General features: G+C 38.0%; 11 protein-coding genes. 2 read left to right on the top strand and 9 right to left on the bottom strand.

Annotation, left to right across the window (positions count from 1 at the left end; genetic code table 11):
* Window positions 1-71: 71 nt before the first annotated feature.
* Together AACH28_RS23895 and AACH28_RS23890 are read left to right on the top strand one after the other, a co-directional pair.
* Window positions 72-3,227, top strand: coding sequence for a two-component regulator propeller domain-containing protein (locus tag AACH28_RS23895; RefSeq protein ID WP_341831729.1), 3,156 nt, complete (start codon window positions 72-74; stop codon window positions 3,225-3,227).
* 2 nt (window positions 3,228-3,229) lie between these two features.
* Entirely contained in the window at window positions 3,230-4,009 is a 780-nt protein-coding gene (locus tag AACH28_RS23890) for a response regulator (protein WP_075993465.1), read from the top strand.
* 52 nt (window positions 4,010-4,061) lie between these two features.
* Here the strand turns inward: AACH28_RS23890 and AACH28_RS23885 are convergent, their stop codons facing one another.
* From AACH28_RS23885 to AACH28_RS23845, 9 genes are all read right to left on the bottom strand, one after another.
* Window positions 4,062-5,525, bottom strand: coding sequence for a glycoside hydrolase family 76 protein (locus tag AACH28_RS23885; RefSeq protein WP_341831728.1), 1,464 nt, complete (start codon window positions 5,523-5,525; stop codon window positions 4,062-4,064).
* A 164-nt stretch (window positions 5,526-5,689) separates the two neighbouring features.
* Complete coding sequence (locus tag AACH28_RS23880) at window positions 5,690-6,439, bottom strand: YoaK family protein (protein ID WP_341831727.1); 750 nt, start codon at window positions 6,437-6,439, stop codon at window positions 5,690-5,692.
* A complete protein-coding gene (locus AACH28_RS23875; protein WP_075993468.1) occupies window positions 6,423-6,923 on the bottom strand; it encodes a hypothetical protein in 501 nt (166 codons plus the stop codon). Before AACH28_RS23875 ends, AACH28_RS23880 begins: the two co-directional genes overlap by 17 nt.
* The gene (locus AACH28_RS23870; protein ID WP_182983976.1) at window positions 6,910-7,428 is read right to left on the bottom strand and encodes a hypothetical protein; all 519 of its coding nucleotides are present in this window, start codon (window positions 7,426-7,428) and stop codon (window positions 6,910-6,912) included. The genes AACH28_RS23875 and AACH28_RS23870 overlap by 14 nt, the downstream gene beginning before the upstream one ends.
* Window positions 7,429-7,557: 129 nt before the next feature.
* Window positions 7,558-8,988 (bottom strand): TolC family protein, encoded by a 1,431-nt coding sequence (locus tag AACH28_RS23865; protein ID WP_341831726.1) that lies wholly within the window; start codon window positions 8,986-8,988, stop codon window positions 7,558-7,560.
* Window positions 8,989-8,995: 7 nt separating this feature from the next.
* On the bottom strand, window positions 8,996-10,357 hold the full coding sequence (locus AACH28_RS23860; RefSeq protein WP_153845790.1) for an HlyD family secretion protein: 1,362 nt from the start codon (window positions 10,355-10,357) through the stop codon (window positions 8,996-8,998).
* A complete protein-coding gene (locus AACH28_RS23855) occupies window positions 10,347-11,348 on the bottom strand; it encodes an ABC transporter transmembrane domain-containing protein (RefSeq protein ID WP_341831725.1) in 1,002 nt (333 codons plus the stop codon). The genes AACH28_RS23860 and AACH28_RS23855 overlap by 11 nt, the downstream gene beginning before the upstream one ends.
* Before the next feature lie 69 nt (window positions 11,349-11,417).
* The gene (locus AACH28_RS23850; RefSeq protein ID WP_115050498.1) at window positions 11,418-11,900 is read right to left on the bottom strand and encodes a hypothetical protein; all 483 of its coding nucleotides are present in this window, start codon (window positions 11,898-11,900) and stop codon (window positions 11,418-11,420) included.
* Window positions 11,901-12,025: 125 nt separating this feature from the next.
* Window positions 12,026-13,384, bottom strand: coding sequence for an ATP-binding protein (locus AACH28_RS23845; RefSeq protein ID WP_115050496.1), 1,359 nt, complete (start codon window positions 13,382-13,384; stop codon window positions 12,026-12,028).
* Window positions 13,385-13,393 lie beyond the last annotated feature (9 nt).

Genomic DNA, 13,393 nt, shown 5'->3' with positions numbered 1-13,393 from the left:
TAAATTTTTCAGAAATTTTAAGATTAAATTGTTTCATTTTAGCACTATTTTGTATCAATAACCAAATGATCATGATCAACCTAAAGCCTTTACGTCTTCTATTTTTTCTGTTGCTTCCCTCGTTGCTCCATGCGCAGCCCTATTATTTCAATCATTATCAAATCAATGAAGGATTGTCTAACAATGCTGTCATTTGTAGTATGCAAGATAGTCAGGGCTTTCTTTGGTTCGGTACAAAAGATGGGTTAAATCGTTTTGATGGTAATAATTTCAAACATTTTGATGCATCAAAATCTGGAAAAAATAGTCTGGGGGGCAATAATATCATTTCATTGAAAGAAGATTTTCGAAAGAGAATTTGGATTGGTACAGATCAGGGAATCTATTGTTACAACCCCGTCGATGAACAATTTAGACTGCTGAGTAAACAATTTGAAAATGCGGACGTCCCTGTTATTATTACCGATCAACGCAAAAGGATCTGGTTTATATCAAATGGAATGCTCTATTGCCATGATTTAGTTAGTCATGCAATTCAACAATTTACAAAATCAGATCTCTACATTACGTCCATCAGCTGCACAAAAAATGGAGCGGTATTTTTTGGAACTCCTGAAGGCAAAATCTTCCAAATAGGTCCTTCCGGAAAACCCGTACTCATGCTTGACTTTCAAGCAAAATATGGTGCTAAGGATTGGTTTAGTATTGAGAAAATAATGGAAAACCGCGACGGAGACTTATTGATTGGTACTTCAAAAACTGGTGTTTATAGCTATCGCTTTCGAGATAAATCCCTTAAGTCTATCCTTGGACCAGATCAACTGCATCAATTTCTCTATGTCAGAGATATTATACAGCCAAATGATCATGAATATTGGTTTGCAACGGAGTCGGGCCTCTTCATTTATCAAATTGCTAGCCGACGTTACATCAACATTCAGAAAGAACAAGAAAACCCTTGGGGTATATCTGACAATGCCATTTATAACATCCTACAGGATAAGGATGAGGGTATTTGGCTGGGAACCTATTTTGGTGGGATCAACTATTATCATAAGAACAATAGTATCATCGAAAAATTCCTCCCACAAGATCGCCCCGGGAGCTTAAAAGGCTCTGTTGTACGCATTATCAAAAAAGATATCGATCAGAATATATGGATAGGCACCGAAAATGGAGGGCTATCTAAACTGGACCCTAAGTCGGGTAATATCCAAAACTTTTCCGATAAGCAGGGGAATCTGGCAAACAATAATATCCATGGCGTTCTTCCTATTGGTGATAAACTACTGATCGGCACCTTCGTCAATGGCCTGGACATATTTTCGCCAAAGCTTCAAAAAGTCATTTATCACATCGATCGCAATAACAATGCAACCCCTTCTGATCTACAAAGCAATTTTCTATTTTATCTCTATAAAACTCGAAAAGGAGACATTATAGCTGCATCAACTCGTGGCTTATACCGGTTTAACTTTGAAAAAAAGTCTTTTCACCTCATTGATAATGTCCCCGAATACATGTTTTACACGACTATTTTGGAAGATAAAGAGGGAAATATCTGGGTAGGTACATGGCGCGATGGGCTATTTTGCTATAATCCGACCACACGTTATTTCAAACATTATACACATCATCAGAATGCCCCCAATTCTTTGCCTAACAATAGGGTCAATAGTCTATTTGAGGATTCAAAAAATCAAATTTGGATCGCCACTGAAGGTGGAATGGCTAAGAAGAAATTAAATCAGGATAGTTTTGAAAACATTGGCCTGGAAGAAGGAATGCCCAGTAACGTAACGCTCGCATTTTTAGAAGACAAACAACAGAATCTCTGGGTAAGTACCTCTAAAGGGCTGGTACGCTATCATCTGCCCAATGGCAGAAAACGGATCTTCAACTTGGAGTCAGGCCTACCGACGATTCAGTTCAATTACAATTCATCTTTTGATGACGACAATGGGAACTTCTATTTCGGTACCATCAATGGCCTTATACGTTTCAATCCGGAAAAACTAAACCAAATTAACTATAAGAATCAAATACCGATTTATATCACTAATTTTTACATCAACAATAGAGCGATCAATCAATATACCGATGCAAGTATTTTATCCAAATCAATCTTATTCACAAAAAATATCAAACTAAAACACGACGAATCATCCTTCAGTCTTGATTTTGCGGCATTACACTACCAAGCCCCCCACTCTATTCACTATAGTTATAAAATGGATGGTCTTGACGACAATTGGATAGACATTACAAGCAATCAACGTGCTTACTTCACCAAACTTGCGCCTGGGAACTATGTTTTTACCGTAAAAGCGGAGGATCCAAATGGTAACACAATACCCACCTTTGCTAGTCTTAAAATCACGATTCTTCCTCCTATATGGGCAAGTATACCAGCTTTTGTTTGCTACGCACTAATCCTTGTGGGGCTCATTGTATTTGTTATTCATCATTTCAATGAAAAGATCAAACAACGCAATCGACAACACCTTCTAACCGTACAAAATCTACGTGAGCAAGAACTCTACCGTTCAAAAATCAATTTTTACACCGATGTTGCCCATGAAATACGCACACCGTTGACATTGATCAAAGCCCCCTTAGAGAAGCTTATGGATAAGGTAGATCACAATCCTGTAACAGACAAGCTATTATTGACCATGCAGAACAATACGGAGAAGTTGATTGCGCTTAGTAACCAATTACTGGATTTTAGACAGGTCGAAACGGAAGGATTCAAATTACACTTTGAATCAGAAAACATAAGCCAAACGGTTCAGGAAATCATCAACAATTTTACGGTCACACTCCAGGCACAGGGAAAGCAGATTGTGTCGCACATTATACCCGATATTATAGGTCAAGTCGATATCGACGCATTCGACAAGATTTGTTACAACTTATTGAATAATGCCCTTAAATATTCCTCATCCTATATTGAAGTGAATTTGAATATGGATAAACAGAAAAATATCTTTATATTGACCGTGAAAAACGACGGAGCTTTAATTCCTTCAGAAGAAAGGGAAAGAATTTTTGAACCATTCAATCGTTTAAAGCAAAATAAGAATGTTCCTGGAAGCGGTCTAGGCTTGGCATTGACAAGATCCCTAACCTTAAAACACCAAGGTACCTTGTTATATAGTACAAACGACCTCCAATTGAACGTATTTAGCTTGACGTTACCTTTGAATCACAATACAAACCCATAATTATGAATGCCAAATCCAATTTATTATTAGTAGATGATCATACCGAACTGCTTGAATTTATTGCGGATGATCTCAATGAAGATTATCAGATAACAACGAGTTCTAATGGAAGAGAAGCCCTAGATTTATTAGCCTCTGAATATTTCGATCTGATCGTAAGTGATGTAATGATGCCAGAAATGGATGGTTTTGAGCTCTGTCAAAAAATTAAGGAGGATATCGCTTATGCACATATTCCAGTTATACTTTTGACAGCAAAAAATAGTATTGAATCAAAAATTCAGGGTTTAGAATTTGGTGCCGACGCTTACATTGAAAAACCTTTTTCGCCCGCTTTTTTAAGAGCACAAATAGCCAGTTTATTAAAGAATAGAGTCAAGGTCAAGGAGTTTTTTATTAAAAATCCGATGTCACAAATCCAACAGATCGGGCAAAATCAAAGTGAACAAGAGTTCTTGCTGAAGATTGAAGAAATCATTATGCAACATCTCGATGATCCCCAGTTTAATGTGGATAGAATGGCCGATATTCTCTGCATGAGCAGACCTACACTCTATCGCAAAATCAATGTGGTATCCAGCCTATCACCCAATGAACTGATTAATTTAACTCGGCTCAGAAAAGCAGCAGAACTGCTTATTCAAAAACAATATAAAGTTTACGAAATTTCTAATTTATTGGGCTACAGTTCCGCTACTCATTTCTCACGTAATTTTCAAAAGCAGTTTGGCCAAAGTCCTACCGAATTTCAGGACGCTCAAACTGCTTTATCTAAATCTTAACCCAGCAAATAATCATATCTGAATAAAAATAGGTGTCCGTCCAAGCGTGCACCTATTTTGTTGATTCAACTTGCGCAAGTGTTGCATACTGTGCTGCATAAGTGAACATAAACATTCCTTCCAAATCATTCTTACTTTTATCATTTGCCCAGCCTCCGAGCAAGTCATTCGGCAGAAATCCATCTTTCAAGAAGTGGGTATAGCCGTAATCCAAGTTATCCTGAAAAGATTTTGCATACAGTCCAGCCTTGCTATAATTGGGAAATATAGCGGTATATCCTCTTAACAACACGCCGTTAAACCAATTATTAAAACCATCTGTCGCATAGGTATAGTGCTCAGGAATCTGCTGCCCTAACTTTCCAAAATAAGTAAAAGTCGCATCGGCCAGTTTCTTGCCATCTTCTAAATAGCTTTTTGCTTTCGTAACACGATATAAGTCGGCGGCTCCTGAAATCATCGTACCACTGTTATAGGAAAATGCTGTTCCAACCGCTTTTCTGAGCTCGGTATTTTTTCGGTATTGTACACCGTTGACCGTTTCATAAGCTATCGAACAATCTGGAAAGCAATCACCCATCATATCAGCATAAACACCTTTTTCATTAAGAAGATATACCTTTTGCCAATCATAAATCCTTTTAGCATAACGGAGATAAAAATCGCTCTTCTTCTCTTTTTTAGAAATACGGGTTAATTTATCTTTCTGATCAATGGAATGCGCAACGATTTGGTCTCCTTTCTTTTTATAGATTTCATACAATGCAACAAGCGGACTAATAATCGGTGCATTGCTACAGGCATGCTTAGTTACATATCCTGGGCCCCATGGGATTCCACCATGCTCTTTCCCTTTCTCATCCAAAGTACAATCCCAACCATCAAGAACATAGGCAGTAAGGTATTCAGCTTCTTGCAAATAACGTTCTTGCCCAGTCAAGTGATAGGCTTCCAATAATTCCCGTACTAGCCACATCTGATCATCATAGACATTCAAAACTCCCGTTACATTTGCTTTTCCTTTTTCTCGGACGCGATCGACAGCATACACCGTCCATTCTTTATGTTGTGTAAAAGATGTTAGCGTAAATGTCCCTAAATAATAAGCTGCATTTGCATGAAGCTTAGCCAATAAATCCACATAGCGGGAATAATACTTTCCGTAAAGCTCGGTATTACCTGCCTTTTGTTGCTTTTTCAAGCCGCTCAACACAGCGTTTACAGCTTCTATCGACGCAGAGTACATCCATACACTCGCTTTTTCTTCGGATCGAACCTGCGTAAATGGATTATAAAAACGATGCATTTTGAAATCTTCACCAGAAAAATAGACTTCCATTGACCGATCAATCAATTGGATCGCCCGTAAAAGATTCTGTTGGTTTTTATGTTGATCATGTACTGATCTTTGGCTGTGCAATTCTTGCGCACAAACCTGTTTTACACAGAGCGGTGATACTGACAGAGAAATTAGAGAGAGTGTCCAAAAAGGCCGGATGGAAAAGAATTTGATCATGACGTGGTTTTAAATTGATTAAGTAGTCTTTCATGCGCATTGGTAGAGCGTGATAACCGAGGTTGAAGATAAGCATTTTTCGGACAAAAAAAATCGCATTTTTTGAAATGCGATTAAAAAATATTTGCCCTTTAGCTTAGTTAACCAAGAACTTTCTCGGTCAACTAAGCTGCCACTGGCTGACGATGACGATTCACAAATTGCTTTTTCAATAGATACAATTTGTAATGGTCGTACAAACCAATGATTAAAAGAACAAAACAAACCACGTAAAATGTCTTATTCGATAAATAGGTGAATGAAATACCGCTCACAAGCCCTCCCATGACATAGGCTCCCACGATACTCAGCAGTAAATGGAATTTGTCGACCAATGCCTTATTGCTTCGGTTCGACTCCTTAGTGAACATCGAAATCAATATTGCTAAATCTGTCGTTAGCCCTGTCAAGTGTGTCGTTTTCACAACAGAATTCGATATGCTCGCTGTTAAACCATTTTGCAATCCCATTGCAAACAGCAATGCACCTACAAGTATCTCTGTTTCTTTCAAAGAATCTTCATAAAATACATCAAGATATATCCCGACAAATAATATACTCAGTATTTCCAATGCCAAAGGAATGGAATGTGTCAGATAGGAGCTAAAACGTCCTTTACCATGAATGATGATAAGATTCGAAAGCATACTCCCGACTAGAAAAAGTAAAATCCATAATAGCACTACTGCACCTTGATACCAATTTCCTTTCGCAATCTCTTGCGCAAAAACCGCATAATAACCTGTTACATTGGATGTAAACGAGAAAAAGACAATGACAGATGCGACATTGACCATTCCCGCAGAGAATGCAGTTATTCCCCCTAATTTGATATTATCTTGAATCGTTCTATGATTGCTATATTTTCTCAGCATATTTTTCCTTTCCTCCTTTTTTCAGCACAATTCGTGCGATTCCTTTCGTCTGCATATCCAAGTTAAGATGCAGTATCAATTGGTTTTTATTCAATTTTTGTATGACAAAGCTCTCTATAAGCTCATCATTTTTCCGAAGCTCAAGGATATGGCCTCGTCCCTTCAAAAACCAATTGTATTGTTTGTCCTCATGATGGGCAATAAAATTTTTGTCACCCATTTTTTCAAAATGCCATAATCCATCCTGCAAAGGTGGAAGGTGAGCGATTGCAGCATCTTTTATTCCTTCATGGATAACCGCCTGTTTTTTGAACGTTGGAGACTTCTCCACTTTCTCAAAGTACCAACCTTGCTCTTCCCACTCTCCTTCTAAAAGCCGCTCGGGGTTTTCATAAAACATAACCATTGAACTAGCTCCTAAAAGCAAAAAGGACAACAAGACGAAGTTGAACCTTGCTAATATTTTTCTCTTAATAGTTAACATCCCATTTCTTGTTAAAAAATAAATCCGCCAAGACATTTCCTCCTGTTTTGTTTGTCCCAGGTCTTGCGACAATCGAGACATTCTTCTGTTTACTTTTACTCAAGTGAAGCAAAGCCTGTCCGACATCGAAAAAATGCCGTGTTCTTTTTTCAAATTCATAATCTGTGGGAACTTTGACTTCATCAATCCGAGCTCCGCGCAAATAATGTTGTAAATAATTGAGATTGTCAGAACCGATGATGTCTGTATAGATATTTAGCTTACGATTTTCATAACGATGACAGATCATCTGGCAGGCCTTCAAAAAGTCCTCCGATTGAAGATTACTGAGTTGGTCATCCAATGTGATTCCCAATAGTTCGCTGATCGATGTACTGCTCTTATTACCATAGACAAGAATGATATCAAGTTCTTCGGCTGTCGATTGCTCTATACTATGAATCACAAAAAAAAGTGAATCAATCGTAAAATCACTTGGAATCAATACACGCATTGCCTTTGCCATATCCAATTATTTTTATACAAAATTAATAGGTCATCATGGCAACCGAATGAATCTGGAATTAACTTTCTATTAGAATTTTAAGACCGATATTAAAATGAGATTAAAAAAAAGATGCAGATTAAAATGGGATTAAAATTTAGTTCCGGCTTTGTAATATAATTCCGCTAGTGCCTTTCTGTAGTCCGTAACAAGCTTCTCTTGCTTGATCCGCATTTCGATCAGCTTGTTTTCCCTACTATTAACAACAAACAAGGTTGATTCACCCAGCTCAAACTTATTTAATTCACCCCTAAGAAGCAGTTCCTGATTACTTATATTGATCGATTGAAGTTCAATCTGTTTACTGTAAGCATTTAAATCATTATATTTTTTAACGACTTCATTGTAAATATTTCTCTGGGTCGCAACCTGTTCAAATCTCAGCTGATCTTGCTTAATCCGTACCTCTTTGAGCTTCCCACGTTCGGCGCGAATAAAAAGTGGAAATGCAAATTCAAAACCTACTTTATAATTCTGCCAATTAAAATCATACTGCGGTGGTACAAAATCATTAAAACCGTGACGGCTAGAAATGAGCGTGCCTGACACATTAAATTTAGGTTTAAGCATTTCTTTTCGATAACGTTCCTCAAATAGAAGTTGTTGATTTTTACTAGCCAACTTGATCATTTCGGGATGAGCAATTTTTGCCGAATCAAGAAGTGCCTCGATCACACTATTATCTGGCAAAATAGCAGGATCTTCGAGCTTAAGCGGTATGGCATGATCTGGAAGTTCTACTGGAAATTGTTGATCATTCCACAGATGATTGGACAATACAATTTTCGCGTTTTTAAGTTCAACTTCATACTTTGAAAGTTCTATCCGCCGTTCTTTTACAACGACCGAAGCTTCGATGGAATCAATTACAGGTTTATCTCCCAGCGTCGTCTGCTCACTGATTGCTTTAAACCGTTGATCAGCCAATTTTACACCCTCCAATAAAAGCTGATACTGTTGATAGGCAAAATACCAATTCCAGTAATCTGAAAGTGCCTGAAACCAAATGGCATTTATTTGTTTTATCTTTTCGCCTTCTAGGTAGCTGATCATAGCCTTTGCCTGCTGCAACGTATTTCTTCTACTATCGACAATTAAACCTTGCCCCAATGGAATACTTAAACCGATTGCGGAAAGCCCTGCATTATTTGTTCGGGATTGCGGGTTTGTATAATAACCAACATTTCGATCATAAGCAATTTTCAGATCTGCGCCAGCTAACCAAAGTGGAATTTTCAACTCACTATTCCACTGATTGTAATAATCCGTCTTGCCAAAATGCTTATTTTTAAAACTGGAATTTAGCGTCGGATCAAACTTTCCTAACGCCTGTGTTACCTGGGCTTTTGCAGTTTCACTCAGCAGATTCACTTGTTTAACGATGGGATGATTGGCCATTAAAAGCTCTTCCATGTCATCCACGGTAAAAGTATTCGTTGCTCCATACTCCTTTTCCTGAGCCGAAAGATGAGGAGAGAAAAAAAAGCAAAACACGATAAAAATAAAATTCAATTTATTCATATAACAATTACTTTTTCTCCCTTTCTTTTGGTTCTCTTTCCAAACTCGGCGGAAAGCCATTCAACTGTCGCCATATCTCATACCATAATGGGACTTTATTTAAAATAACCCTTCCATAAGCACCTGAGCCCTGATTTAACTGAACAGGCCAAGGCTCATCTCCTTCCGGAACAGGATCTGTTGCGCGTATCAAAATCCTAAATCGGCCATTCGTACTACTCACTTTATCGATGACTGAAACTTTTCCAGCAAAGGTACCGACCGCGACAGACGGCCATCCGGAAAATTGGATCGATGGCCAGCCATCAAATTGTAGCCTTACATCACTTTCCGGCTCAATCAGTGGAACATCCATTGCGTTTACATAAAGCTCTACGGCAAGCAGTGGTTTTTTAGGCTGTAATGTCGCAACGGACTCTCCTTCCTTCATATTTTCACCAATTCCTGCCTTAAAGGTTTTTACAATAAAACCATCTTGTGGCGCCCTCACGACATATAACCCACGTCGTACATCAATATTGGATATCTCATTTCTCAGTTTGGCGATATCCCCTTGTACTGAGGCTTTGGAGGAAAAGGCGGAACTTAAATCGGACTGCGCTTTCGCCAATGATTCATTGTACTTTGCACGGATATTGTTTAATTCGATACTGGCATTCGTTAATGATTGTCTTGAATTCGACAACTTGTTATCTGCACTTACAACTTTAGCTCGATCATTTTGCAGATTTAAGCGCCTTGTTTCAATATCTGTTAAGGAAAATAAACCGTCACGATAGCCCTCTTCGTACCGTTTGAGCCGCTTTTCGCTGGTCTCAAAAAAGCTCATGACAGCGACCAATTCTGCGCTATCTATTTTTACCAGATTTTGAGCTTGAATCACCTTATTTTTAGCTGACGCAAGCTGGAAATCAAGCCCATTTTTCAATGCTTCAATCTGTGCTTCAGTGGCTTTCATTTTTTGATTAGCAGCATCTTCTCCGCTTTGTTTGGCATTCAATTGCTCTTCTAATCGCAATGGTAACATGGGATCAAAATAAGATTGAGAAGTCTCCGAAAGCACTAAAATCGTATCACCTTTCTTCACTTCCTGCCCTTCGGTAACCGCCCAATACTCAATGCGACCACCAATCTGATTTTGGATGGTCTGCGGTCTGTCCTGTGGACGTAAAGCGGTAACCGCTCCTACTCCAGGAATTGTCTGCCTCCATGGGAGAAAAAGTGCTAGTACAAAAACAATCCCAGAAAACACAAGAATTCGCCCCAAGACGAGGGATCCCCGCTCTTTCAATAACTTGCCAACTGCATCATCGGAAAGATCTCTCCATGAGAGCGTTTTCTGACTCGAACGATCCTTATTAATCAACATAAACCGCAGCGTCCTCCTCCAACGCAAGATCCGTTACAGCCGCCAATTTGACAACTCCAGTAAGCATATCAAAAATCGTATTCAAATTTGTCATCAGTTTTTCAATGGCATAACCAATTTGAACGATGACAACTTCAGCCGCAACAAATTGACCAAAAGTCATTTGCCGCTCCACAACAAAATAAGATCCAAGCAAGAGCATCGCTCCAAACAACAGGGTGCGAAGTAGGACAGAACCAATAAAAAAGCGCTTTAAAACCTTAAAATGATCGTTTCTCGCCCCTAAATACTTACTGACAATATAATCTGTTGTTTTTGTCACTTCGTTCATTTTCATCTCATCAGCACGATAATGGTCAATTTGTCCGGCAACAGCTTCCAAATAGGCTACCGTCTCATATTTGTATTCAGACTCTTCAATACTTGTTTTCAACCCTCTTTTATAGTATAAAATAAGTATCGTAATAACAGAAAAAATGACAATAATGCCAAAGGCCAGAAATACAGGATGATAAAATGACAATAAGACCACGCTAAAGAAAATTGTCACCAATGCGGCGATGATATCGATCAAAAGTTTGATAATTCCCTTTTGAATAATGATAACATCAAAAAAACGGTTAACCAACTCCACAAGATTTTTTCCAAGTAACTCTTTAGGTTTTATTCTTGGGAGGCGATAAGAAAATTCAAGTGCCGATTTTAAGAAGATTTTTTGCTCTAAATACTCGACTAAGGTCAGTTGACCGATCAATAACGTACCCGCTACGATTACACCAAACAGGACAAAGGCAATTAAGATATAGGTAGAGCTATACATCGCTCCATTACTTAAAAAATTGAAAATCGCCGTGATTCCAATTGGAATCGTCAGACTAAAGATACCGATGACAATAGCATAAATAAATATAAAATTGATCGTTTTTCGTTCAGTATGTAATAAGCTGGCCAACCGTTGTAAAGGTGATGGTCCGCCTTGTATATGCCCCATAAAAATAGATAGAAGATAAGTTATAAATGATGAATTTCAGCTAAAAACAAAAGTAAAAACTCCGATCGATCATTCAATTAGTCCGATTTCTCTGTTTCTGATACCTGGTTGTTCCTTAAATGAAATTGTAGAAGGAATTTGACTCTCGACTTTACGGAGTGCACTAGCGACATTAAAAAAATTGCGTGTTTTCTTTTTATAGGTATAATCACGTGGTATGATGACCTCATTTACAGACTGTCCTTTGAGGTAATGCTGCAAATAATGACTGTTATCGGTACCCAAAATATCTGCAAAAATACTGAGCTTACGGTTTTTATAGCGCTGATAGATTCCGCTACAGGCTTTTAAAAAAGATTCAGATTGAAGTGTTTCCAATTGATCTTCCAATCCAATTCCGAGTAATTCACTCGCAGAAGTGCTGCTTTTATTGCCATACACAAGGATAATATCGATAGAATCAGCCACTGACTCTTCAATACTTTGACGCACAAAACGGAGTGAGTCAACTGTAAAATCACTAGGTATTAATATACGCGTTGTTTTAGCCATGCTTTTTTTTTAGCAAAGTTAAAACGCACATATGGCAACGGAATGAATCTAAAATTAGCTTTCCATTAGAAAGCGAGCAACAGGATTAAAATGAGATTAGAAATGTAGTTGAAATTAAAACCACATTAAAACCGAAGGTAAGTGGGTAGTTCAATTTCTACCGTAGTGCCTTCACTCACAACAGAATTGACCTTCAATGTGCCACCATGCAACTTAATAATATTTCTGGCCAAAGGAAGTCCAATACCATAACCATCAATGCCGCTCGTGTTGGACGCTCTAAAATAAGGATCGTAGATATGATCCAATTCGCGGGAGGGTATTCCTATACCTTTGTCTTTTATTAAAATAAACACTTTATTGTCCAATGCTCCTAAAGCAATATAAGCGGTTCTATCGGATGAATACTTACAGGCATTACTGATAATATTAGATAGCGCAAGCTGTAACAAAATTGCATTTCCATTCACCTTAAGTCGCATACTATCATCTGGTAAAAGGCTGAAATCTGTGATAATCTTAAATTTATCATTGATGGCCTTTACAGTCAACTCGGCGTCCATCACGATCTGATCAATACGAACGGGGCTAAATGCGGTCGCATTATTCACAAAACCTGTACGCGCCAACAGTAAAAGTGCTTTTGTTTTCTTTTCCAAATGCTCTGCCGACTCAATGATCTTAAATAATGTTCGTTGGTACTCCGCTGTTGTTCGTTCTTTGGATAAAGCAAGATCGGCCTGTCCTATGATGGATGTCAATGGCGTATTTAACTCATGTGATGCATTGCTGATAAAGTTCTTTTGTGTTTCGAAAGAAGTTTCTAAGCGCGTCAACATCCGATTAAATGTGAGTGACAGACCATGAAGCTCACCTTTATATTTATCCTCATCCAATCGCTTATAGAGATTTTCCGAACCAATCTCTTGCACCTCTTTCATCATGGTTAATATTGGCTTTAAGAACGAACGTTTCATAAAAACCGAAACAACGAATATAAAGAGAATCCCCAAAATCAGACTTATAATAAGCAGATTACGAAGGTAGGCCAAATGGTGTGTATAAAAGTAATTTTCAGCGGAAGCGCCTACAATATACTTTCGACCATTTTGCGAAAAATATTTCGTTGAATAGAATTGATTACCCGACTTGAAATTTGAGCTTCCCTTTTTATTGATTTTATCCCATAGTTCTTGATGAAATCCCTGGCTTCTTAAAATAGTACCATTGCTATCAAATTCAACTAAAAATTCATGCTGATTATTGAGATTTTCTATAAAATCAAGGCTCCACTGATCGGCCTGGGAGGCGGATTTACTATTCAGAAATTTTTCCGCAGCAATATTTCGCCGCAGATCCAGCCGTTTATAAAAATCTGTAAAAGCAAAATTCGTAACGGAATAAAAAATAAAGCCAACAAAACAACTCACATAAATGACCAGAATTGCAATGAGATAAATAAGCTTTCGATTATAATTGTGCATTTTTAAATA

Source organism: Sphingobacterium thalpophilum (assembly GCF_038396785.1).
GTDB classification, from domain to species: Bacteria; Bacteroidota; Bacteroidia; order Sphingobacteriales; family Sphingobacteriaceae; genus Sphingobacterium; species Sphingobacterium thalpophilum_A.
This window is presented reverse-complemented; position numbering and strand designations above follow the sequence as displayed.